Source organism: Rhodococcus sp. PAMC28707 (assembly GCF_004795915.1).
Classification (GTDB): Bacteria; Actinomycetota; Actinomycetes; order Mycobacteriales; family Mycobacteriaceae; genus Rhodococcoides.
This window is the reverse complement of record NZ_CP039253.1, coordinates 4,063,886-4,088,569: the sequence shown is the minus strand read 5'-3', so window position 1 is coordinate 4,088,569 and position 24,684 is coordinate 4,063,886. Positions and strand designations below refer to the sequence as shown.

21 protein-coding genes are annotated in these 24,684 nt (G+C 63.2%); 2 read left to right on the top strand and 19 right to left on the bottom strand.

The genetic code is table 11. The features are described 5' to 3' along the window. Nucleotides 1–20: 20 nt before the first annotated feature. From E5720_RS18555 to E5720_RS18465, 19 genes are all read right to left on the bottom strand, one after another. Complete coding sequence (locus tag E5720_RS18555) at nt 21–1,586, bottom strand: ComEC/Rec2 family competence protein (protein WP_247596047.1); 1,566 nt, start codon at nt 1,584–1,586, stop codon at nt 21–23. Next, nucleotides 1,583–2,458, bottom strand: coding sequence for a ComEA family DNA-binding protein (locus E5720_RS18550; protein WP_136171847.1), 876 nt, complete (start codon nt 2,456–2,458; stop codon nt 1,583–1,585). Before E5720_RS18550 ends, E5720_RS18555 begins: the two co-directional genes overlap by 4 nt. Before the next feature lie 132 nt (nt 2,459–2,590). Then, the gene (locus tag E5720_RS18545; protein WP_136171846.1) at nt 2,591–3,424 is read right to left on the bottom strand and encodes a DegV family protein; all 834 of its coding nucleotides are present in this window, start codon (nt 3,422–3,424) and stop codon (nt 2,591–2,593) included. Next, entirely contained in the window at nt 3,421–4,182 is a 762-nt protein-coding gene (octT, locus tag E5720_RS18540; protein ID WP_247596046.1) for a diglucosylglycerate octanoyltransferase, read from the bottom strand. Before octT ends, E5720_RS18545 begins: the two co-directional genes overlap by 4 nt. Then, the gene (locus E5720_RS18535; protein WP_136171844.1) at nt 4,169–4,834 is read right to left on the bottom strand and encodes a histidine phosphatase family protein; all 666 of its coding nucleotides are present in this window, start codon (nt 4,832–4,834) and stop codon (nt 4,169–4,171) included. Before E5720_RS18535 ends, octT begins: the two co-directional genes overlap by 14 nt. Further along, the gene (rsfS, locus tag E5720_RS18530; RefSeq protein ID WP_084344710.1) at nt 4,831–5,220 is read right to left on the bottom strand and encodes a ribosome silencing factor; all 390 of its coding nucleotides are present in this window, start codon (nt 5,218–5,220) and stop codon (nt 4,831–4,833) included. Before rsfS ends, E5720_RS18535 begins: the two co-directional genes overlap by 4 nt. Beyond that, entirely contained in the window at nt 5,217–5,930 is a 714-nt protein-coding gene (gene nadD, locus E5720_RS18525) for a nicotinate-nucleotide adenylyltransferase (RefSeq protein ID WP_247596353.1), read from the bottom strand. Before nadD ends, rsfS begins: the two co-directional genes overlap by 4 nt. Before the next feature lie 135 nt (nt 5,931–6,065). Further along, entirely contained in the window at nt 6,066–7,484 is a 1,419-nt protein-coding gene (locus tag E5720_RS18520) for a VWA domain-containing protein (RefSeq protein ID WP_136171843.1), read from the bottom strand. A gap of 1 nt (nt 7,485) precedes the next feature. Next, a complete protein-coding gene (locus E5720_RS18515; protein ID WP_088944760.1) occupies nt 7,486–8,373 on the bottom strand; it encodes a MoxR family ATPase in 888 nt (295 codons plus the stop codon). A gap of 21 nt (nt 8,374–8,394) precedes the next feature. Further along, nucleotides 8,395–9,678, bottom strand: coding sequence for a glutamate-5-semialdehyde dehydrogenase (locus E5720_RS18510; protein ID WP_136171842.1), 1,284 nt, complete (start codon nt 9,676–9,678; stop codon nt 8,395–8,397). A 95-nt stretch (nt 9,679–9,773) separates the two neighbouring features. Then, nucleotides 9,774–10,736, bottom strand: a complete 963-nt coding sequence (locus tag E5720_RS18505) for a D-2-hydroxyacid dehydrogenase (protein ID WP_136171841.1) — start codon at nt 10,734–10,736, stop codon at nt 9,774–9,776. Then, complete coding sequence (locus tag E5720_RS18500; protein WP_348769837.1) at nt 10,733–12,184, bottom strand: MFS transporter; 1,452 nt, start codon at nt 12,182–12,184, stop codon at nt 10,733–10,735. Before E5720_RS18500 ends, E5720_RS18505 begins: the two co-directional genes overlap by 4 nt. Before the next feature lie 98 nt (nt 12,185–12,282). Beyond that, a complete protein-coding gene (locus E5720_RS18495; RefSeq protein WP_136171840.1) occupies nt 12,283–13,506 on the bottom strand; it encodes a M20 family metallopeptidase in 1,224 nt (407 codons plus the stop codon). After that, nucleotides 13,503–14,774, bottom strand: coding sequence for a PLP-dependent aminotransferase family protein (locus E5720_RS18490; RefSeq protein ID WP_136171839.1), 1,272 nt, complete (start codon nt 14,772–14,774; stop codon nt 13,503–13,505). The genes E5720_RS18495 and E5720_RS18490 overlap by 4 nt, the downstream gene beginning before the upstream one ends. A 3-nt stretch (nt 14,775–14,777) precedes the next feature. Next, complete coding sequence (locus tag E5720_RS18485; protein ID WP_247596352.1) at nt 14,778–15,902, bottom strand: Xaa-Pro peptidase family protein; 1,125 nt, start codon at nt 15,900–15,902, stop codon at nt 14,778–14,780. Between the two features lie 340 nt (nt 15,903–16,242). After that, nucleotides 16,243–16,968: a GntR family transcriptional regulator gene (locus E5720_RS18480; RefSeq protein WP_247596045.1), complete on the bottom strand. Its 726-nt coding sequence runs from the start codon at nt 16,966–16,968 to the stop codon at nt 16,243–16,245. Between the two features lie 14 nt (nt 16,969–16,982). Continuing rightward, nucleotides 16,983–18,443 (bottom strand): NAD-dependent succinate-semialdehyde dehydrogenase, encoded by a 1,461-nt coding sequence (locus E5720_RS18475; RefSeq protein ID WP_136171837.1) that lies wholly within the window; start codon nt 18,441–18,443, stop codon nt 16,983–16,985. Then, nucleotides 18,440–21,355: an FAD-binding and (Fe-S)-binding domain-containing protein gene (locus E5720_RS18470; protein WP_210729907.1), complete on the bottom strand. Its 2,916-nt coding sequence runs from the start codon at nt 21,353–21,355 to the stop codon at nt 18,440–18,442. The genes E5720_RS18475 and E5720_RS18470 overlap by 4 nt, the downstream gene beginning before the upstream one ends. Further along, nucleotides 21,352–22,617: an aminotransferase class III-fold pyridoxal phosphate-dependent enzyme gene (locus E5720_RS18465; RefSeq protein WP_136171836.1), complete on the bottom strand. Its 1,266-nt coding sequence runs from the start codon at nt 22,615–22,617 to the stop codon at nt 21,352–21,354. The genes E5720_RS18470 and E5720_RS18465 overlap by 4 nt, the downstream gene beginning before the upstream one ends. Nucleotides 22,618–22,718: 101 nt before the next feature. On the opposite strand from E5720_RS18465, the gene E5720_RS18460 reads away from it, so the two are divergent. Beyond that, on the top strand, nt 22,719–23,594 hold the full coding sequence (locus E5720_RS18460) for a ribokinase (protein ID WP_136171835.1): 876 nt from the start codon (nt 22,719–22,721) through the stop codon (nt 23,592–23,594). Continuing rightward, nucleotides 23,591–24,487, top strand: a complete 897-nt coding sequence (locus E5720_RS18455; protein WP_136171834.1) for a LysR family transcriptional regulator — start codon at nt 23,591–23,593, stop codon at nt 24,485–24,487. The genes E5720_RS18460 and E5720_RS18455 overlap by 4 nt, the downstream gene beginning before the upstream one ends. Nucleotides 24,488–24,684: the final 197 nt, after the last annotated feature.

The following is a 24,684-nucleotide window of genomic DNA, read 5'->3' as shown; positions in this document are numbered from 1 at the left end:
TTCCGAACTCCATGCAGCTCTCACGACCGAAGTCCCATGAGCCAGAACAACACGAGCACTACGCAGAGGCCGCCGAGGATCCAGCGGGCCAGCTGAAAGCGCAGTGCAAGTATCAGGACGGCGAGCGCGCCGACCACCGCTGCGGCACCGGGAACGCCACTGGTGATCTCGAACCCGGCCCCGGGTACCGACGCGGCCCACTGCGCCACGGAGATCAACCACCACAGTGGCGCGGATGCCACCAGCACGATCAGCGATGCGGCACCGGTGGCGAAGCTCGCTACGACGGCCACGATCGCACCGATCACCGTGATGGGCGCCACTAGTGGAGCGACGGCTACGTTCGCCACCACACCGACCGCTGAGAACGTGCCCGACATCGCTGCCACCACTGGCGCCGTCACCGCGTGGGCGGCGGCTGCCACCGCCACGATCTCGGCGCTCGCTCTCCCCCATCCATGTCTGCGCAGCCAATCCACCCACACCGGAGCCAAGACGACCAACCCTGCCGTCGCCGATACCGACAGCGCGAATCCGAAGTCCACGGCAAGTTCCGGCCACCAGGCGATCAGTCCGAGTACCGCGGTACACAGAGCTGGAACCGCTTGGCGCCTGCGTCCGGTGACGAGCGCGAGCAGTCCGATGCTTCCCATCACTGCCGCCCGCAGCACACTCGGGGACGGACGCGCGATCACCACGAAGATCAGCAGAACGAAAGCACACACCAATGCCGTTGTGCGCGGGCCCGTTCCGATTCCTCGGGCGAGCAGAAGGACAGCACCGAGCAGGATCGAGAAGTTCGCGCCGGAGACCGCCGTCAGATGAGTCAGACCTGCAGCCCGAAAATTGTTCGCTGTCTCTTCCGGTAACGCGGACACGTCGCCGACCACCAATCCCGGCAAGAGACCACCCCGGTCCGGCGGCAAGGACGTCGAAGCGACGAGGGCGAGATTCGATCGGACATGCCGAGCGGCCGCCGCGAGGAATCCAGGTTCGGAGACCGAGGTCGGCGGGCCACCGACTCGCACCACGGCCACGGTGAGGTCCGCGCGGTCCGGTACGGACAGCTGCCCGCGGAGCGTCACCTCTTGGCCCGGTACCAGGTCGTCCCAACCATCCGCAGGTGCGATGACAAGTACACGTCCACCGACGCGGTGTGGTGCGCCTGCGATATCCATTTGCGTCAGCTCGGCTCGGACCGTCACGGTCTCGGGCCCAGCGGAGCGTGACGATCGCGGATCTTCACGCACGGTCACGGCTGCGCTGACCCAGGCCTGCCGTTCTGCGGCTCGGCCGACCGGGCTTGTCTCGAATACTCCGACGTGTATTGCGGCCGCTGCGGCGAAGCACGCTCCCAGCACGAGCATCGCCACCACGCCTGGCACCACGCGCCGAACCGAGGCGGACTGTTCCGAAGCCACTGCAGCGCCGGCAACACCGATCACAGCAGCGGCAACGCCGAGCGCGACGGCGAGAATTGTCACCGCTGCGGATCCGGCCAACACGCCGAACACCATCGCAGCCCAACACAGCAGAGTCGACGGGACCAGCCGAAAATCGAAGGGACGGATTTCCGGTTCGGTCACACGAACACCTGGCTCCGGAGCTTCTCGAGACGAACGGGGCCGATACCGTCGACCTCACCCAGTTGAGCGACATCGGTGAACGGACCGTTCACCTCACGCCACGAGACGATGTTCGCAGCGGTTACCGGACCTACTCCCGAGAGGGCATCCAGCTCGGCCACCGTCGCAGTGTTCAGATTCACCGTGCCGGTGCTGGAGCTGCCGGACACCCGCGCTCCGGTCGATCCCGGCTGCTCCGCCGTAGTCGAACTCACTTGGCCGCCTGCGGTTCCCGAAGCCGCCGATACCGTTCCGCTCACCAGCGGCCGCGGATCCGGTGGGATGGCCCCCACTACGATTTGATCACCGTCGGTGACCTTCGCTGCCAGGTTCAGTGCCAAGACGTCCGCACCGTCGAGCGGACCGCCCGCCGCGGCCAACGCGTCCGCCACCCGTGAGCCGGATGGCAGATGAATCAGACCCGAGGACGATACGAGGCCGACCACACTGACTACGACGTCTACTGCAGGAACCGGCTCCGATCCTTCGGTGGGGGGACCGGACTTCGGCGGTGTCGTAGCGGCCACCGACTCGGGTGTCACCACCGGAAGCGGTGGTACCGGAACGACTTCTGCCGAATTACGGAGAAATCCGTAACCGGCCACGAGGACGACGAGAAGGCCGACGACGAACAATGCGAACATGCCTTTTCGTCCCGGATCGAACCTGGCACCTCGCCAACGCTCCGGAAGATACGGCGAGAGTGCCGTCGTGCGGCCTTCTTCTACATCGAGCCAATTATCTTGTGCCGGAGCATCATCGATACTTTCAACGGACTCGGGATCGCTACCCGAACCAGTCAGTGATCGCAGTCGCTCTTCGGGTCTCGCCATCTCACGGACACTAACGATGGCGACATCACTTCGGCACAGAATTGCGTGGTCACCGATTGCCCTGTGGAACAAGGCCTCGCCTGTGGACAACACCCCTCACACAACCGAAACTCTCGTGCGAGAGGACGGTGGTCACGCCCGGGGACACACCGCGACGCCCACTGCGCCTGGACCCACATGAGCCCCGACAACAGCACCGAACGGCAGCGTTTCGAGCGTGACGATCTGCGGGATGCGGTCGGCGAGCATCGAAGCGACAGTCGCCGCGCGGGCTTCGCACTGCATGTGATGAACGGTGAGCGCAACCCCCGATTCACCCGATACCGCGGCAACCGCCTCGACGAGCTTGCCGAGTGCCTTCGTCGAGGTCCGAGTTTTCTCTTTCAGCACGAGCTTTCCGTCGGCGAGGTGGAGCACAGGCTTCATGGCAAGCGCCGTCCCCAACAATGCTGCCGCCGCACCGATCCGCCCGCCGCGGCGTAGATGATCGAGTCGATCGACCACGATGAAGCATCGCGTCCGGGCCGACACTGCCACGGCTTCGGCAAAGACCGAATCGAGAGTGCCGCCTTCGGCAGCAACACGCGCCGCCGAAAGTGCGGCGTAGCCGACTCCCATGGCCGCAGCAGCCGAATCCACGACGCGGACGCGATCACCGAGCTGGGCGGCCGCTTGCCGCGCCCCATCCCAGGTGCTCGAGAGTCCGCGTGAGATATGGACCGCTACCACTCCTGCACCGTCACTTCGCTCGAGTGCCGCGCCGTAGAGCTCGACCAGCTCGCCAGGCGAGCTGCCCGCGGTGGTCACCGGTCCGTCGGCAGCGAAGTCCGCGGGGATGTCGTCGACACCTTCGCGGAGATCGACGCCGCCGACGAAGACGTGCAGTGGTGCGATCGTGATACCGGCACTGCGCGCGACGCCTGGTTCGAGGCAAGCCGAAGAATCGGTCACCACCGCGATGGTCATGGCGCAATTCCCTGTGTCTTGCGAAGTTCGACCAGCATCGCTTCGGCAACGGCGACGTGCGCGTCCCAGCCCCAGTGGATCCCGTCAGGATTGGCGTTGTCGGAGTAGATGTTCTCGCGGACTGCTTCGGCAAGATCGACCAAGGGGACGCCTGTGCTCTCACTCCAGGTGCGTAGTGCGCGCTCGGCTGCCGGTCGACCGGCATGGACCTTGCCGTATGCGTCGCTGCGATGCACGGAGGGCAAGGTGCCGATCACGGGAAGCTCCGGCCGAACGTATGCCAACGCAGCGCGCGCCTGCTCGAGATAATCGACACTCAGCTTCGGTGGAAGCGCTACCGGCCATCGCAGATGCGCGAATCTCGGTTGTACCCACTGATATCCCGCTCGAACGACTCTCCGCAGCGCAGGCGGGCGGACGTAACGAATTTGCTCACGTAGAGCCGTCGGCAACGGCGACGGCAAAGAGTCCATTCCGCCGACACCGAAAACGACCGCACCCGCTTTCGGGATAGCAGCCCAGACCCGCGGATCCTGCGTCAGAGCCCACCACACGTCACGACTGGTCCAGCCGATTCGCGCGACCAACTCGACACGCCATCCGAGCTCGGCCGCGACGAGGTTCGGCCAAATTCTCGGATCATCGACCGGCAGGCCACCTTTGGGGCCGTAGTAGCTGAGCGAATCGGCGAGCACCAGTAGTACGGGTGGAGCATTCTTCTCGGCCGCAGGCGGGGCGTAATCGTCAGAGGATGTCACTGGCCACTCGCGCCGATGCGTTCCAGACATCCAAGCGCCAACCGAGGGCATCGCCCTCCCCGTGACTGCTCAGCTGTACCCAACTCGTATTGGAGAGACCACCGAGAACCGGCCATCGATCGACCGGAAGGTCGAGCAGCGACGCGGTGAGAGCGGCGATCAATCCGCCGTGCGCGACGATCACGACCGGTCGATCGGAGGCGTCGGCCCCCCACTCGGGTAGCTGGGCCAGAAGTTCTTCGACGACGGGCACACTGCGGCGGGCCACGTCGATACGGCTTTCACCTCCAGGCGGTGTGATCGAGGCGTCGGCGCGCCACTTCAGGCGCGCTCCGGGTGCTTGCGCATCGACATCGAGATGCGTGAGCCCCTGCCACTCACCCAGGTGCGTCTCACGCAACCGCGCGTCGGTCGAGACCGGCAAGCCCGATGCGTCTCCGAGTGCGACGGCGGTGTCGAATGCGCGAGCAAGGTCCGAGGAGACCACGCGCAGCGGCGAACGCATCGTCAGTTCCGCTGCCGCAGTTTTGGCCTGTGTACGCCCCAGCTCGGACAGATCGGTATCGAGCTGGCCCTGCATCCGGCTCGTCGCGTTGTATTCGGTCTGACCGTGGCGCAGCAGGATCAAATGCCGCTTGACGGCAGCGCTCACTGCTCCGTTTCCGGTTCCGCGCGCTCGCCGAGCCCCGGAACCTCCACGGTCGGGCAGTCCTTCCACAGGCGCTCGAGGGCGTAGAAGTTGCGCTCGTCCTCGTGCTGGACATGGACGACGACGTCCACGTAGTCGAGCAATGCCCATCGCCCCTCACGGGTGCCTTCCTTGCGCACCGGCTTGAAGCCGGATTCACGCAGGGTGTCTTCGATGCTCTCGACGATCGCGTTGACCTGTCGCTCGTTCGATGCGGAGGCGATCACGAAGCAATCGGTAATGAACAATTGATCCGATACGTCCAACACAACCACGTTCGTTGCGAGCTTGTCGTCGGCTGCGAGTGCCGCAATTCGCGCCATTGCGACGGCCTCGTTTGTTGCAGTCACTTGACTTCTCTCCCACTGTTCAGGCTCGAGTCCTCGGTCACTGCGCTGGTGACGGACTCGGCCGGTTGCTGTTTTTGTGGCGCAGGCTCCGACATGGTGACGGAGCCGTCGAGACGCTGTGCGCCCCTGGGTCGGTATAGATTTCTCTTCGAGATGTACTGCACCACGCCGTCGGGTACGAGGTACCAGACCGGGCGATTCTCGCTCGCCCGGAGCCTGCATTCGGTAGAGGAGATTGCCAGTGCAGGGATCTCGATGAGCGTAAGCGCGTCCGGAGACAAGTCTTGCAGGTGATCCGCCAAGTGCTCGACACCCAATTCGAACCCCGGTCGCGATACGCCGACGAACTTCGCCAATTCGAAGAGTTCCTCCCAGTTCTGCCAGGTGAGGATACTCTCCAGCGCGTCGGCTCCGGTGATGAAGTACAGCTCCGCGGTGGGATGCTGCGCGCGAAGGTCACGCAAGGTGTCGACGGTGTAGGTGAGCTTCTCGCGATCGACATCGACGCGGCTGACCGAAAACCGCGGGTTGGAAGCGGTAGCGATCACTGTCATCAGGTACCGGTCCTCGGCCGGGCTGACAGGCTTTCCTTCCTTCTGCCACGGCACGCCGGTCGGAACGAAGATGACCTCGTCCAGATCGAACGTATTGGCAACCTCGCTGGCCGCCACGAGGTGCCCGTGGTGGATCGGATCGAAGGTTCCACCCATCACGCCCAGCTTTCGGCGCGTTGCCGATTCGGTGGCCACGGCCGGAGATGGTTGCTGCACGATTGTCGAGCTTACTTCGCCCCGGCAATGCGTCGACGGCCAGACACCGTCCGGAGGTCCCGGTGGGCTAGAAGATCACACAGGCAGCAGCCTCGACACGATGTCGGCCAGCTGCTGCGCCGAACGGCACTCGTACATGTTGATGACCTCGCGATAGACATCGGCGGCAGAATCGCCGGACCCCCATTGCCCGATCGGCTCCGGGTTGAGCCAATAGGCGTGCTTGGCAACCGACACCGTGTGGGCCAGGGCGGCGACCTTCGGATCACGGTAGTTCGTCCGGGCATCACCGAGTATCAACACCGAGGTCCTGGAGGTGACGGACTGGGCGAATCTGTCGTCGAAGGTCTGGAACGCATTTCCGTAGTCCGAATGCCCGTCGAAGGTGATCAGATCGGACTCGCGAATGATCCTCGACATCGCAGCGCCCAGATCGGCACTGGAATCGAAGAACTGCGTCACCTCGTCGGTCGAATCGATGAAAGCGAAGATTCGGACCTTCGAAAACTGCTCGCGAAGAGCATGCACCAAGAGCAACGTGAAATGGCTGAAGCCTGCAACCGAGCCCGACACGTCGCACATCACCACCAATTCGGGCCTGGACCGACGGGGCTTGCGCTGCACGAGATCGATCGGCACGCCGCCGGTGGACATGGATTTGCGCAGGGTCCGACGCAGGTCGATCGAGCCGGCGCGGCTTCGGCTGCGTCGCGCAGCGAGCCTGCTGGCCAGAAGCCTGGCAAGCGGTGTGACGCTGCGTCTGAGTGCGACCATTTCGGTGTCGGACGCACGAAGAAAGTCGACTTCCTCAGCCAACTTGGGAACGCCGTAGCTTGCCACTCGCTCGCGTCCGAGTTGCTCCGCTGCGCGACGCCGGGTCTCGTTGTCGATCATCTTGCGAAGGTCGGCGATACGCGCTGCAGCGGTGCGCTTGGCGACCTCGTCCTCGTACGGCGAGGAGGACCGGTCCGAACCGGTCTCCGCGTTACCGAGAAGACCCTCGAGAATTTTGCTCAGCAACGTATCGGGTGCGACGTCGCGTAGCGCTTGATACGCAGAGAACGACGGCCCGTTCGTGGAGGTGTACTGCCCGAGCTCCTCGACCATCTGCGCGGCGAGCATTTCGGTGAGGCTCACCGCCTCCGGGCTGCCGTCGACTAGCAGCTCGGTGATGAGTTCGCGCAGTGCAGTGATGTCGACCTTGCCGTCGGCCGTGCGCGGAAGGGCGGTGTCGATCTTCCCCGAGTCCCGTTGCCCGGACGCAGCTGGAAACCACAGATCGAAGAGAGCGTCGAACGTGTCACGATGCGTGGGCCGACGAAGGAGCGAGCATGCAAGCCCCTCGCGAAGCGCTTCGCGGTCCAGCATATCGAGCACCGAGAGCACTCGACCTGCGTCGATGGTTTCGGAAGGCCCGACCGAGATCCCGCGTTTACGCAACGCGGTGACGAAATCCACGAGGTGACCGGGCAGACCGTGCGGAGGTGACTGCATGTCAGTTCAGCCGAAGCTCGGCCGCAGCTTTGATCTGGTCGGATTGGTGTTTGAGGACGACGCCCAGGGTCGCTCGGACCGCGTCGTCGTCCAGGGTGTCCATGCCGAGTGCGAGGACGGTGCGACCCCAATCGATGGTTTCGGCCACCGATGGGAGCTTTTTGAGTTGCATCGCACGCAACACTCCGATTGTGCGCACCATCTGTTCGGCAATCGCTTCCGGAAGTTCCGGCACTCGACTGGCGAGGATCCGCAGTTCCAGATCGGCGTCGGGGAAGTCGAGATGCAGGTACAGGCAGCGCCGCTTCAGCGCCTCCGACAACTCACGTGTTGCGTTCGATGTCAGGATGACGAACGGCTTTCGCGTTGCGGTGATGGTCCCCAATTCGGGAATGGTCACCGCGAAATCGCTGAGTACCTCGAGCAGCAAACCCTCGATCTCGACGTCCGCCTTGTCCGTCTCGTCGATGAGCAGAACGGTCGGATCCGCACGTCGAATGGCCTGCAGCAATGGCCGAGCCAGCAGGAACTCCTCGGAAAAGACGTCCAGCTTCGTCTCGTCCCAATCCTGATGCCCGGCCGAGCTCGACTGAATGCGCAATATCTGCTTGGCGTGATTCCACTCGTACAGCGCTCGTGCCTCGTCGACGCCTTCGTAGCACTGCAGTCGAATCAGTTCGGCGCCGGTCGATTGCGCGACGGCACGGGCAAGTTCGGTTTTCCCGACTCCTGCCGGCCCTTCGATCAGAAGTGGCTTGTCGAGTCGATCGGCAAGGAACACCGATGTTGCTGTGGCTTTGTTCGCCAGATAGCCGGTCTCGCCGAGCCGGGTGACGACGTCGTCGACGCTTGCGAACAGCGGCGGCGACGTCGGTAGTGCTCGATCCACGTCTGCTCCTTCTACTTCTTCTCAGACCGCGCGGGTATGTCCTTCGCCCCAGACGGTCCATTTGGTGGAGGTCAGTTCCGGCAGACCCATGGGCCCGCGAGCGTGCAGTTTCTGCGTCGAGATTCCGATTTCTGCGCCGAACCCGAACTGCTCTCCGTCGGTGAATGCTGTCGATGCGTTGACCATCACCGCTGCGGCGTCGACCCGGGTGGTGAACTCTCGGGCCGCGCTGAGGTCTGCGGTCACGATTGCTTCGGTGTGTCCGGTGCCGTATTCGTCGATGTGCGCGATGGCCTCGTCGATACCGGCGACGACCTTGAGGGCGACGTCGAGGGACAGATATTCCTCGGACCAGTCATTTTCGGTGGCGGGCACGAGTCCGGGTAGGTCGCCGTGCACGACGACGCTATGGCTCTGGAAAGCCTGTAGGAGCTGCGGAACGGCGGTCTCGGCGATTGCCGCATCGACCAGGACGGTCTCTGCTGCATTGCAGACGCTGACGCGTCGAGTTTTCGAATTGAGAACGATCTTCTCGGCCATGAGAAGGTCGGCCGCGGAGTGGATGTAGATGTGGCAGTTACCCACTCCGGTCTCGATCGTCGGCACCGTTGCATCTCGCACGACAGCCGCGATCAGACCTGCGCCGCCGCGCGGGATCACGACGTCGACCAAACCTCGTGCCTGGATCAAATGTGTGACGGAGGAGCGATCCGCGCTGGGAAGCAGTTGCACTGCGTCGACGGGAAGACCGCTTACTGCCAGCGAATTCTGCAACACCTGTACAAGTGCGGCGTTGGAACGGGCAGCGGACGACGATCCCCGCAGCAGCGCCGCATTTCCTGATTTGAAGGCAAGTCCGAACGCATCGACCGTGACGTTGGGTCGGGCCTCGTACACCATTCCGACGACGCCGAGGGGTACCCGTACCTGACGAATCTCGAGTCCGTTGGGCAGCGTCGAACCACGTACGACGCCGCCGATAGGGTCCGGCAGCCCGGCGACCTTCCGCAGGCCTGCAGCGATGCCGTCGATACGTGCGTCGGTGAGTCGAAGTCGGTCGAGCAGACCTTCGTCGGTTCCTGCGGCGCGCGCGGCGTCGACATCGGCAGTATTCGCGGTCAGCACCTCGGGGGCTGCAGCCAACAGGGCATCCGCTGCGGCAAGCAGCGCAGCGTCCTTGGCTGCGGTCGTCATCAGCGCCAATGTCCTCGAAGCCACGCGTGCGCGTCGGGCCGCAGCGTGGACCTGCTCTCGCGTATCGAGTTCACCGATGGTCGCGTTCGCCGAAACAGGTGTGACCGTCATGCCCTACACAGTAGCCAGCGACTTCTTCCAGCAAGATGCGGTGCCCGGTGAACCGAAGTTCCTCGGCGCGACGCTGAGGATCCTCAGGCCCGACGCTATGGAACGAAGCCCAATTTCTTGTCGACGACGTTCTGAAGTTCCTCCGCGTTCGCATACCGGTGGAAGTTGGACACGAAGACTTCGGCCAGTTGCCTCCGCCACCCGGTGGCATCCCCGCTCATGTGCGGGGTCACGACGAGGTTCGCAGTGGTCCACAGCGGATCGTCCCCCGAGAGCGGTTCGCTGTCGAAGACGTCGAGCGCTGCACCGGCCACCTGTCCGCTACGCATGTAGTTCATCAGCGCATCGGTGTCGAGCAGTTCGCCCCTACCGACGTTGATGACACGCACACCCGGCTTCGTCGCAGCCAGAACGCTCGCGTCGACGAGTCCTCTTGTTGCCTCGGTCAGCGGGGCGACCAGAACGAGATAGTCGACGTCGTGCACGACGTCGGCGAGGTCGAAACTGGCGTGAACGACGCCGAAATCGACATCTCCTGCCCGTGCCGTTCTACCCACGCCCGACACCGTCATACCTACCGCCGACAACAACCGAGCAATTTCACGCCCGATTGCACCGGTGCCGACGATCATTGCGTGTGCAGTATCGATGCGCTCGGTCTCTCGATGCTTCCAGACTCGCTGTCGCTGCAGCTCGGCTGATTCGGACGAATGCTTGGCAAAACCCAGAATGTGGGCGAGCACGAACTCCGCTATCGGGCGGTCGAATACTCCTCGCGAATTCGTCACCACCACATCCGAGGCCACGAGATCGTCGAACATCAGGGAATCGACGCCCGCGGCAGCTATGTGGATCCACTTCAGATTGTCGAACCGATCCCACACTTGCCGCACGGCTGGCGAGAAAAAATCCCACAGCAACAGAACGTCCGCCCCGGACACCGCGTCGCCGAGGGAGTCCACTGTGGCGTAGCGCAAGTCGGCCACAGCGGCAACTGACTCGAGGCCTTCGGGGACATTGGCGGCGTGAAATATCACGACGACGGGCCGGGTTGTCATTTCGATTTGTATCCAACCAGTTCGATGCCCTGAGCGGCCAGCTCGGCGTCGTTGTCACCGGGACGCTGATTTCCGCGAAGCGAACGCCCGGCCGTCTCCGGCATGAGAAGAATCGGTACGAATGCAATAGCCGCGGCCAGCATCATGTACCAGCCTGGGATCAGGTTCGATCCGGTCCGATCGATGAGGAATGTCAGAATGAGCGGAGCTGTACCACCGAAGAGTGAAGTGGACACGTTGTAGCCGATTGCAAAGGCGCCGTATCGAACCTGTGTCGGAAAAAGCGCCGGCAACGTCGAGGATACGCAGGACAACATGATCACGAGGAGAATTCCGAGCCCGAGCAGACCCACGGTCTGGCCGACGATGCCGGTATTGATGATCAGCAGAAACAGCGGAACACTGAACACGAAATAGCCAGCACACGCAGTGAGCAACAGCGGCTTTCGACCGACCCGATCGGACAAGGCACCGATCGGATTGATGATGGCCATCAAGATCAGCATGATGACGACGAGCGTGAAATTCGACTGTGTGGTGCTGTGCCCCAACGTGTCACTGAGGTAGGACGGCAGAAAGGTGAGCACCGTGTAGTACGCAATATTGAGTAGCAGCACGAAACCCATGAGGATGAGGATCCGCTGCCAGTAGGTCATCGTGGACTTCAGCGAGGCGATCGCTCCGCCCTGCGAGCCTTCCGAGATGGTCTCGCCGTCAGCCTTGGACTCGGCGAATACCGGCGAATCTTCGAGTCGGGTACGCAACCACAGCGCCACCATGCCGAGAGGAAGAGTCAACAAGAACGGAATACGCCAACCCCATGCCTCCATGGTGTCGTCTCCGAGACCGAGGTTCAACAGGGTGCACAGCGTCGCGCCTGCGACAGTGCCTGCCAGCGTTCCGAATTCGAGAAACGAGCCGAAGAAACCTCGACGCTTGTCGGGCGCATACTCCGCCATGAAGACAGCCGCGCCACCGTACTCACCGCCGGTCGAGAATCCCTGCACCAGGCGGCATACCAACAAGAGAATCGGAGCGAAGATCCCGATGCTGTCGAAGGTCGGCAGTATGCCGATAGCCGCGGTCGCCAGGGACATCATCGTCACGGTCAGGACCAGCACCTTTTGGCGCCCGATTCGGTCACCGAGAGGTCCGAGTACGATCCCACCGATCGGCCGAATGATGAACGATGCCGCCAGAACTGCGAATGTCGAGAGCAGGCTCGCTCCCCCATCCTCGGATGGGAAGAAATTCGCAGCGATGTACACCGCCAAGTAGCCGTACACGGCGTAGTCGAACCACTCGACCGCGTTGCCCAGGGCAGAACCACCGATAGCGAGGTGGAGCGTCTTGGTTTCTTTGGGGGTCAGCTCCTTGGTGTTCGGCGGATACCCTGTGATCGAGTGACCAACTGCATCTTCTGTCGGGCTTTTGGGTGACTGTGTCACTGTCCAATACCTCTCGCTTTGTGAAGAAATGGAGCGTCGGGTTGGTCCTGTGCAGCGGTTCACGTTACTTGCGCGTACGTCTCGGTTTCACGCAACCCCTACGTTGCGGCCATAACACCTGGTAACGCCGCACTTCTGCACGCAATCAGTGCATACGCCGCTGCGCTGTCACACAATTGGCGCACCGACACGGACTCGTCGGGCTGGTGGGCCTGCAATTCGATCTCACCCGGACCCAGCACGATGGCGGGAATACCCATGTCTCGCACAATGAAACCGCCGTCGCACGACGCAGTCCAAATATCGGTGCCGTGATGGCCGGCGGAATCGGCCACTGCGGTGACAGCCGATTGCACGATGCCGGAGTCCTTGCTGGTAAGAAAGCCTGGCATCTCCATCGAGACGTCCACTGCCACTTCGATCCCGTCGCCGATGATCCCGGCGGCGAGAATACGTCGATGCAGCTGTGCTGCCACGATATGGGCGTCTTCTCCTGGCAGCAACCGCCGGTCCACCGTGATCACAGCACAGTCGGCAACCATCGAGGTACCGGTTCCGCCGGAGACAGTTCCTACGTTGAACGTTGCCGCTCCCAGCACCGGATGGGCCTCGGTGCGTAACTCCTCGCCCATCGAATCGATGACCACGATAATCCGCGCAGCCGCCGAGATTGCGTTACGTCCGTTGGACGGCCGCCCCGCGTGAGCCGAGCGCCCCCGCACGGTGATCTCGAGATTCGCCGCACCCCGACACCCGACGATGGTCATCAGATCCGTAGGTTCGGCGACGATACACCGAGAATAGCTACGGCGCATGGTTGTTCGCACAAAGGATCGAATCCCCAGTCCGGTATCTTCCTCGTCGACCAGACACGCCAACGACACGGGTGCTGAACCTACTGCACCGCAACGCTTCAGGGCGGACATAGCGACTACGACGGCCGCCAGTCCCCCCTTCATATCGCATGCGCCCCGTCCGTACAGGCGCCCGTCGCGCACTGTGGCCGCGAAGGGATCTCTCGACCATCCGCCTCCCGCCGGTACGACATCGGAGTGCCCGAGAAACAACACACCAGGTTCTTCGCTTCCCCCGATCGACACCACGACGTTCGGCCGTCCCGGTGCAACCTCGTCGACCTCGATGTCGAATCCGAGCCGGCGACAGGTGTCGGTCAGCACCCTTGCTACCGATTCCTCGGTACCACCGGGGTTTTCTCCCCCCGCATCGATCAGCGCCGACGCCAGCGCCACCAGCTCGCCTTCGTCGATCGCAGCCAGTACCCGAGCCTCCAGTTCGGCTCGACTGTTCGGTCTTCCCGTCATCGAGTGGAATCGGCATTTCGTCGAATGGCATGTGCGTTCCGCGGCACGGAATCGAGAGATCGAATCGAGAGGGACTTGTCCACTGCCGCTGCCAGTCGCTTGACTCCCTCGTCGATACGCTCGGGCGAGGAAGATGCAAAACACAGCCGCAGGGAATCCTCGAATTTGCCGCCGACCGACAACGCCGGGCCGGGGATGTAGGCAACACCCTCGGCAAGAGCGACTTCGAACAGCGCCTGGGTGGACAGCGCGGCGGCGTCGCCTCTCAGTGTCGCCCAGAGGAAGAAACCGCCTTCCGGGTCGGTACTCGAGATCCGATCACCGAAATACTTTTCGAGACTGCGTTGCATTGCGATTTTGCGCGGGCGATATACCGCACTCAACGAACGCAGATGCGTCGCGAGGTGTCCACGTCGGATGAATTCGGCGATCATTCGTTGCCCCGGAAGGTTGGTGCACGTATCCATCGCTTGCTTGGCGTTGATCAACAGCTGTCGCGCCTCGGGCGCCGCGTCGACCCAACCGACTCGAAGCCCGGGGGCGATCATCTTGGAGAAGGTCCGCACGGAGAAAAGGAGTGGATCGTTCGGGCTCAGAGATTGGAAGCTCGGGATGTGTTCGCCCTCGAATCGGAGCAGTCCATAGGGGTCGTCGTCCAGAATCACCGAGCCCCATCTGTGTGCCAATTCCAGCAGCAACTTTCTTCGCGCCAACGACATCGTTGTGCCCGAGGGGTTTTGAAAGTTCGGAATGACGTAGATCATCTTGGGCAGCCGGCCCGCGGCCTCGACCAGATCCGGCAGCGCCTCCACCACGAGACCGTCGGCATCCATCGGCGCTTCGAGCACGTCCCCCCCGTAGCTCAGGACGGTGGCGGTTCCGTTGGTGTACGTGGGACTTTCGACGATCACGAGGTCCCCGGGATCGACGAACAGTTTGCATGCGAGATCGAGGCCCTGCATACCACCGGAAGTGATGACGATCCGTTCTGCAGAGGACGGTTCACCGACCGAATCGAGATATCCCAGGAGCGCGTCGAGCAGACCCGGGTCGCCCTCGGTAGCGGCGTAGTCCATCGCGTCGGCCGTGAGGACGGTGGCAGCGATCTCCGAAAATAGATCGGCTGGAACGGTTTCCGAAGCAGGAGAACCCATCGCGAACCGGACGATGTCGTGCTTTTGAGCAGCGAGAAGCGATGTCGACGAGTCGATCACCGATCCCACCAGCTTGTCGGTGCGCAGGGACCACGGAATGGTGGTGGCGATCATGTCTCACTCCTTCGTCAGTAGTTGCCGCGGGAAATCGGTGAAAGTCTCGACGCCGCGTTCGGTCACGCGAACGGCCTCGGATACCTCGTATCCGTAGTCGTCCATCCACATTCCTCCGATGATGTGGAACGTCATGTTCTCGGTCAGGACCGTGTCGTCGTCGGTTCTGATGCTGACTGTCCGCTCGCCCCAGTCGGGCGCGTAGGCGATGCCGATCGAGTACCCGATGCGCGAAGGCTTGTGCAGTCCATGCTTGGCAAGACTGACGTTCCATACCTGAGCCAGTTCGGTAGTGCTGGCGCCGGGGCGAACGGAGTCGAGGACCTCGTTCAGTGCCTCACCGGTGGCGCGGGCCAGGTAGTCGAGCCGCTGGCTGGGCTTGCCCAGAACAATCGTGCGGGCCATCGGGATGTGGTACCGCCGGAACACACCGGCAAGTTCGACCACCGTGGTCTCACCTTCGACGAACACCTGATCCGACCAGGTGAGGTGAGGAGTGTCCGCCCCTGCCCCGGTCGGCAGCATCGGCACGATTGCCGGATGGTCGCCGCCGAAGTCGACGGTGCCCTTGATCTGGGCATTCATGATCGCCGCCGCCGCGTCGCACTGCCGCAGTCCGACGCCGATCGATTCGAAGGCCGCCCCCATCGCCGACTCGCACACCTGCGCGGCACCCCGCATGAGGTCGATCTCGGCCGGGCTCTTGACGACGCGAACCCAATTGATCAACTCGAACGAATCGGTGAACTGGTACTCGGGCAGGGACTTCACCAAGGCTTCGAACGCTTTGGGGCTGAAGTAATAGGAATCCATCTCCAGGCCCACCAGACCGTGAGAGAAGTTGTCGACCACTCCCAGTTCGCGCAATTTCTGTGCCACCCACACGAACGGGTGTGTTTCCTTGCGCTGCACGAATGTTTCCGGGTACCCGAACGTCTGCTCCCGAGGCAGCCAGGAGGTACGGAATGCGCCGTTGGCGTCCATCTCCCTGGCGAAGAAGTACAGGGCTCCTTCGAGCGGCACATACAGAACTTGCGGTGTGTAGAACGAGAGCGCGTTGTAACCCAACAGGTAGTACAGATTCGACGGGTCCGTGACGATCAGGGCCGTGAGATGCTGAGCCGCCATGCGTTCCCTCACCACGCGCAGGCGGTGGGAGTACTCGTCTTCGGTGAACGTGATGGGCGTGCTGTTCGGCAGATCTGCATACTCCGCCAGCCCGGGGGCATGGCGTGAACCGACAGCGCTGGTGAAGGTGACTGCTGGTTCGACTGGGTTGCTCGGTTCGACTGGGTGCCCGGACTCGTTCACTCGTACCCCCTTTCGGGGTGACTCGGGAGGCTCGAGGCCTTCCGTGCATTTTGCAGATTGTTGACAATCAGGCTATGCGGACGAGTCCTGGGGCTGCAAGAGAACTCGTGTTACTTCTTCGTTTCGATCAGTCGCACGCAATCCACCCCGCGCAAGCTCAGTCGGCCGCAGCGCCGACGCGGCCGCCGAGCCCATCGGTGGCCGCCTCCGCCTGCATGGACCGACTCAGGTCCTCAATCGCAGTGTCCATGTGCTCGTGCAGACCGGCTTCGAGTGCAGCCCAATCCGAACCCAGGAGTAGGTCCACCAACAATTGATGCTCCTCGACCAACGCCTCGGGCCGGAAGTAGGCCGTCTCCAGGTTGGCCATACAGATGCGCGCCTCCGCTGCCAATGTGGCGTACATCCTCGACATCCGACTGTTCGACGTCGCAGCAACCATCGCCGTGTGGAACGCAAGGTCCCGCTCGGCCAGACCGAACCAATCCGCTGCGTCGATGAACGGTTGCATCTGGTCGACAATTGCCGACAACTGAGCCGCCGTCGCCTTCAGGACGGTGATCTCGCCGTGGACGAGCGTCCATGCGGCACCGACTTCGATCGCCGCGCGGGCCTCGTATATCTCGGCGACGTCGTCGACGCTGAGCTCGACAACGAACACACCGCGATTTCGGTAGCTGATCAACAAGCCTTCCTGATTCAGCCGCTGGAGCGCTTCACGAACCGGACCACGCGAAATCCCCAGCTCCGCAGCAACATTGGCTTCGTTGATCTGCTCGCCCGGTGTGTAGGATCCGTCGATGATGCGATCGCGAATCTGATCGGCTATCACCATCGACGTATTGCGGGCGTCGATCGGGGTCAGTCTTCGGGAACCTGACATCTGCAAACCTCCTGCTAGGACCTCGGGATTGCGAAGTATTTGTATTCCAAGAACTCGTCGATACCGACTTTGCCGCCTTCGCGGCCGAGTCCGGACTGCTTGACGCCACCGAACGGGGCAGCAGGGTTCGATACGAGACCGGTGTTGATGCCGACCATCCCCACTTCGAGCCGCTCCCCCATACGCAATGCGCGGTCGATGTCCTGAGTGAAAACGTAACCCACAAGCCCCCATTCGGTATCGTTGGCGAGCGCGATCACTTCGTCCTCGGTGTCGTACGGAACGATTGCGGCAACGGGTCCGAAGATCTCGGTCGACATGAGATCGGACTGGGAGTCGACATCGTCGAGCACCGTCGGAGGGTAGAAATAGCCTGGCCCAGAATCTTCCTGCCCACCCACCACCGCCCGAGCACCGCGCGCGAGCGCATCGTCGACGAGGCGTTGTACCTTGGCGCGGCCGCTGCGATCGATGAGCGGCCCCACTTCCACACCCGCTCGACTGCCGGCACCGACTGTCAAGGCATCCATGCGAGCAGCGAGCTCGGCAGCGAAGTCCTTGGCGAGCGAGCGGTGGACGAAAAACCTGTTGGCTGCAGTGCAGGCCTCGCCCATGTTGCGCATCTTGGCCACCATCGCCCCGTCGATGGCCCGGTCGAGATCAGCGTCCTCGGCGACGATGAACGGGGCGTTCCCGCCGAGTTCCATCGACGTCCGCATCACGGTCGGAGCTGCCTGCGCCAACAAAATCTTCCCGACAGCCGTGGAGCCGGTGAAGCTGATCTTCCGGGCCGAGCCGCTGGCCATCCACGATCCGACGACTCCTGCGGCGTCGGTTGTCGGGACCACATTGACTACGCCGTCGGGAACCCCAGCTTCGACGAGGATGGCCGCCAGCGCTAGCGCAGTCAGCGGAGTCTGTTCGGCCGGCTTGAACACCACCGTGCATCCGGCGGCTAGCGCGGGGCCGATCTTTCGGGTGCCCATGGCCAGCGGAAAGTTCCACGGCGTCACCAGAATGCTAGGACCGACCGGCGCTCTGGTGACGATGATGCGGTTCTTTCCATCGCCGGTCAGCGTGTGGTCGCCCGAGATGCGGACCGACTCCTCGGAGAACCATCGAAAGAACTCTGCACCGTACGCGACTTCGCCTCGGGCGTCGGCGAGCGGCTTGCCCATCTCGGCGGTGATGATGGCAGCCAATTCCTCGGTCTTGGCGATGATCAAGTGGAATGCACGAGAAAGGATCTCGCTTCGCGCGCGTGGCGGAGTCTGCGCCCAGGACTCCTGAGCTGCAACGGCAGCCGCCATCGCGGCCTCGGCATCGCTGATGTCGGCATCGTCGACGGCGGCGATCACTTCGCCGGTTGCCGGATCGACGACGTCGAACTTCCTCCCACTGTTCGCTGTTCGCCAGGCCCCACCGATGAACAGCTGGGTCGGCGAGGTGATGGCCGGACGCGTCATGGACGTCATAGCTGATGCCCCTTCCTGGGGGTCTGCGTCGAAGGTGCGGGATCGAGGAGTTGCGCGAGGTGTATCGACGCCGACGCGCTCTGATTTCCGGTCAGTTGGCGCACCTGCATGTGACAGCTGAAGCCGTCGGTCAGAATCGGCCTGGTCGGATCAGCGCGTCGTACCGCTGGTGCCAGGGCCTGTTCGGCGACTTTCATGCTCATGTCGTAGTGATCCGGTTCGAAGCCGAAGTTGCCTGCCACCCCGCAACAGCCGGTCGCTTCGTCGACTCCGCCGATCCCCGCGGCAGCGAGCGCCTTTCGCTGTGTGGCTTCGCCGAACACTGCGTACTCGTGGCAGTGGGTCTGGACGGTGACCTCTTCGGGGACGTCGGCCGATGGACTCCACCCCGCGGCGGCCAGCTCGATCACCGCACCGGCGAAACTCTGCACCCGTGCGGCGACCCGTCGAGCCGCCTCGGTGCCCACCAGTTCGGGCATATCCTTGCGGAGCGTTGCCGCACAGCTCGGTTCGGTGACGACGATCGGCCGATCGGTTCCATCATCGAGTGCGGCAACGGTTCTGCTCAACTGCTTCTTGGCGGTTGCCAGCTGCCCCGTCGAAATCCACGTCAACCCGCAGCACACGTCGGTTCGGCACTCTGCTGTCCGGTTGCCCTCGGCAAGAACGCGAACTGCAGCACCGACGATTTCCGGCCGAAACCCCTTGGTGAAGGAGTCGACGAGCAGTACGACGTCACCTCCCGGTACGGATCCCGCTGTTTGCGTGCGTAGTTCCCGTCGCGAGGCGAACCGCGGGAGTGATCGCTTGGTCGTGAGACCGCCGATTCGGGCAGCGATCACACCGGTTCGCGGGGTCATCGCGCGGTTGAGTACCGGTGCCAGGACGGACGTCACTTTCAACCAGCGTGGCAACCAGCCCAGCGAGTAGTGCGCCATCGGGCGCAACTTCCCCGCGTAGTGATGATCGAGAAACTCCGACTTGTAGGTCGCCATGTCCACCCCGACTGGGCAGTCGGTTGAACATGCCTTGCAGGAAAGACACAGGTCGAGCGATTCCTTGACATCTTTCGAAGCCCACCCTGCCGCGACCGTCGCGCTACTGCGAACCATGTCCTGAAGGACGCGGGCACGCCCACGGGTCGAATCCTTCTCGTCCCCGCTCGCTCGATAGCTCGGGCACATCACGCCACCGGAGGTGGATCGGCAGCGCCCGACGCCGACGCATGCCTGGGTGGCGTGCACGAACGGATCCAAGTCCGGCTTCGCTCCGATCTGATGCAGCTCGAAGGTCGTCTTCCATTCACGATTCGGAACACCCTGCAATGCAAGGTCGTTCATCATCGGCATTGGATCGACGATGCTGCCCGGATTCAGGACGCCCACAGGATCCCAGATACGTTTGAACCGTGCGAATACTTCGAGCATCGAGGTCGAGTACATGATCGGCAGCAGTTCCGACCGTGCCCGACCGTCTCCGTGTTCGCCCGACAACGAACCGCCGTGCCGGACTACCAGTTCGGCAGCCTCACGTAGGAAGGTCGCCATCACTGCTCTTCCGGCGTCACTGCGTTGATCGAAAGTGATACGGACGTGCATGCACCCGGCGCCGAAATGTCCGTACATCACCCCGGTGAGCGAATGCGCGGTAAGAAGGTCACGGAAGTCTGCGAGATACGCAGCCAAATTCTCTGGTGCGACCGCGGAATCCTCCCAGCCGGGCCAGGATTCACCGCCGCCGGCAAGACGCGCCGATAATCCCGCACCATCCTCCCGCACCCGCCACAGCGACCTACGTTCAGCGAGGTCTGCGACGATCCGCCCGTCCTTCAACCTGCCGTTCTCACGTAGGCGCTCGAGCAATCGCCCAGCCTTGTCCTCGACTTCGGCGACGTTCTCACCATCGAGATCGACGTAGAGCCAGGCGTTTCCCGAAGGTAAGCCTCGGACCGAGTCCGCTCCCCTTCGGTGCTGCATCGTCTCGACGATCTTCGCGTCGATCCCTTCGACCGCCGCCGGCGAGAATTCCAGGATCGTCATGACATCCTCGGCTGCTTCGACGACATCGGCGTATCCCAAACTCAACAGCAGCGCAGCGGGCGGGACAGGAACGAGCGCGACGGTCGCGGCGACGACGATCGCGCAGGTACCTTCGCTGCCGACGAGGGCACGGGCCACGTCGAAGCCGTTCTCCGGCAACAACGTCGACAAGTGAAATCCCGAGACCTGGCGCGGAATCCGACCGAGTTCGAGTCGCAAGTCGGCCAGATTGTCCGACACCAGAGTACGGAGTTCGGAGGTGATCCTGTCCGCTGCAGCGACGGCGACAGCGTCGTGGGGATCGGCCGCCGTGACGCCGGAGCGCGTCGCTCGCAGCACCACCCCGTCGACAGTAACGATGTCGAGAGCGATCGTGTGGTCTGCTGTCCGGCCGTACCGCACCGAATGATTGCCGCAGGCATCGTTGCCGATCGCACCGCCGACGGTTGCCCGTGATCTGCTCGATGGGTCGGGGGCATAGGTCAATATGCCACCGGTCGCCCCCGACACGGTCTCGGCGAGTTCCGAAAGCACGATCCCCGGCTCGACCACGGCCGACTTGGATTCGGCGTCGACCGAGAGCACGGTATTCATGTGCCGCGAGAAGTCCAGGACCACACCCGCACCGATCGCGTTGCCTGCCATCGATGTTCCTCCGCCGCGGCTCACGATCGGTATGTTGCCCTTCACGCACGACTTCACTACCGCGCACACATCCGCGGTACTGCGAGGAAACACCACGGCAACCGGCGGCACCCGGTAGTTCGACGCGTCGTACGAATACTCGGCCAGGCGCCGCGAGGTCACATCGACATCGACGCCCGCCCTGCGCAGTTCGTCGAGGACCGGTCCGACGCCGCCGATCACCGTCACAATGCGCGCTTCAACGTTCGACCGATGGCATCGAGTCCCTCGGCCACCTCGTCGTCGGTGACGACGAGTGCAGGGATGACTCGTACGACATTGCCGAACGCACCGCAGGTGAGCAACAGCAGTCCTTCCGATATTGCGGTCTGCTGGACGCGGCCGGCAGCAGCAGCGTCTGGTTTGCCGTTCTCGTCGACGAATTCGAGGGCCTGCATCAGACCGAGTCCGCGCGCGTCGCCGATGGCCGAGTACTGCGCTTGCAGTGCCACCAGGCCGTCGAGCAGCACGTCGCCCTGTCGGCGCGCGTTCTCGACGAGTCCTTCGTCGCGGACGACGTCGAGCGTAGCGACCGCGGCAGCAGCGGCGACAGCGTTTCCGCCGTAGGTACCACCCTGCGATCCCGGCCACGCCTTGGACATGAGTTCGGTCGATGCCGCGATCGCCGAGATCGGGAATCCCGAAGCCAGCCCCTTGGCTGTGATCAAGATGTCGGGGGTGGCAGTGGAATGCTCGTGGCCCCAGAACTTTCCGGTTCGTCCGACGCCGGCCTGGACCTCGTCGACGATGAAGACGATCCCGTGCTCGTCGGCGCGGCGACGCAGCCCTTCGAGGAACGCGGGTGGAGTGGGCAGGTACCCACCGTCGCCGAGCACCGGTTCGATGATGAATCCAGCGGTGTCTGCCGGGCTCGAAATGGTTGCGAGGAGGTAGTCGAGTTCCTGCAGAGCGAAAGCGATTGCGGTGTCCATGTCCCAGCCGTAACGAAAGGCATGTGGAAACGGTGCGATGTGCACCCCGCCCATGATTGGAGAGAATCCGGACCGGAACTTGGTACCGGCTGTGGTGAGCGATGCCGCAGCAACGGTGCGTCCATGAAATCCGCCATGAAATGCGATGATGTTCGGTCGACCGGTTGCCATGCGCGCCAATCGAATCGCGGCCTCGACGGCCTCGGAACCGGAGTTGGCGTAGAAAACACTGTCGAGTCCGGCAGGCAGAAACTCGCCGAGTTTGTCGGTGAGTTCGAGCAGCGGCTTGTGCATGACGGTGGTGTATTGCGCGTGGATGATCTTGCCTACTTGATCACGTGCCGCTGCGACGACGCGCGGATGACAATGCCCGGTGCTGGTCACACCGATGCCCGTGGTGAAATCCAGGTACCGCTTTCCGTCGGTGCCGTAGATCCAGCTGCCCAGTGCATGGTCCACGACAACCGGAGTCGCTTGCTTGAGTGCGGGGCTGAGGTGCGTGCGTGTCGGCGCGGTCATGCGATCCATCGTGGTGGAGCATTTGCAGATTGTCAACAATCTGCAACATGCAATTCCAGGCGCACATGTAGGCCACCGTGGACGCCGCATATCGTCGTGGAATGACGACTCCGCGCATCGTTGTCCTGGGCAGTATCAACATGGACCTGACCACAACGACTCGACGCCTACCCGAACCCGGCGAAACCGTCCTGGGTGACTCCTTCGACACTGCACAGGGAGGAAAGGGAGCGAACCAGGCGATCGCGGCGGCACGGGCAGGCGCCGACGCGGCATTCCTCGGGGCGGTAGGCGACGACGCATTCGCTGCCGACCTCGAACGAAGCGCCAGGAAGGCCGGTGTCGACGTGTCCGGACTCCGACGCACCGACGGTCCGAGCGGGATCGCAACTGTGACCGTCGACCGTCACGGAGAGAACTCGATCGTCGTCGTCCCGGGCGCCAACGCCACCATGTCCGCCTTGACCGATCGTGAACTCGACACCATTGCCGCCGCGGATATCCTGCTGTGTCAGTTGGAAATTCCCCTCGACACGGTCGTCGCCGGCGCCGTTCACGCCCGAGCCCACGGCACTGTGGTCATGCTCAACCCCTCCCCCGTTCGACCACTGCCGGAGGCCCTCGTCGACGTCGTCGACGTCCTGGTCGTCAACGAGTCCGAAGCCGACGCTGTCGGCGACAGAGTTCTCGATCGCATTGCACACGTCGTCACCACGCTCGGCGCCGCCGGAGCACGGTACCGCGGACCGACGTCGACGTTCGACGCGCGGGCACCACGGGTCGACGCCATCGACACCACCGGTGCCGGAGATGCCTTCACCGGAGCGTTGGCTGCACGCTGGCAACAGGGCCCCGAGGACTCCGTCCGATGGGCCTGTGCAGCAGGAGCATTGGCCGCGACACGTCGTGGCACCGGAGCGTCGTCGGGATCGCGAGCGGATATCGACGCGCTCATCGCGGATGCAGCACGACCATGACACTGTCTCCGCGGGTCCCCGATCTCGCCGCGCTCGACGTGATGGTCTCGGTCGCACGGCTGGGCAGTATGAGCGCAGCCGGACGGGAACACGGATTGAGCCAGCAAGCGGTCAGCGCACGAATTCGGGCAGCCGAGCGCGACATCGGTCTCCGCGTGTTCGACCGCACCAGCAGCGGCGTGGTACTCACTCCCGAAGGTGTCGCCGTTCTCGAGTGGGCAGGGAACGTTCTCGGCGCCGCCGAAAAGTTTGCGACGGGTGTCCAATCCCTCCTGCGGGAGGAAAATGCGAGCCTCACCGTGGCCGCGAGCATGACGGTCGCAGAGCATCTGTTGCCGGGCTGGATCGTCCTGATGCGGGCTCGGTTTCCGGACGTACGAACGCAGATGCGGTTGATGAACTCGGCCGAGGTTGCCCACCAGGTCCTCGCGGGTCGAGCCGACATCGGATTCGTCGAAGGACCGCAGATCCCGGACGGCCTCGGAATTCGTGTCGTGGCAACCGACGAACTCGTCGTCGTCGTCCCACCGCAGCACCCGTGGGTGTCACGAGGCTCGGTGGCCGTCGACGAATTGGCCGCGACAGCACTCGTCCAACGCGAATTCGGATCCGGTTCCCGCACCACCTACGAGAGCACCGTGCATCCGACGGTTCTGCCGCTGCTGGAACTCAACTCGGTCACCGCGATCAAATCGGCGGTGGTGACTGCGAACGCACCGACGGTCCTGTCTTCGCTGGCGGTCGCAGCCGACCTTCGCGACGGCCGATTGACACGCATCGACATCGACGCCGTGACGATGCCGCGGGAACTGTGCGCGGTGTGGGATCTGCGTGAACCTCTCCGTGGCCCACGCCGAGACTTTCTGGACATCGCCACCTCGCCGCAAACTTGACGGCAGGTCGGAGCACTCACGTCTACTCCTGGTAGTTATCGAGACGCAAGAAGATACAGAGGCCTCGCAGACGCAGACATCTAGGCCGCGTCGTCGTCCACATCAGGATCGAACGGCAGGCTTCTTCGAACAAGGGCACCTCCTCGTGTGTTCGACGAACCGTCATCGCTCTGCGGGCTGTGAAACTGTCGGACACG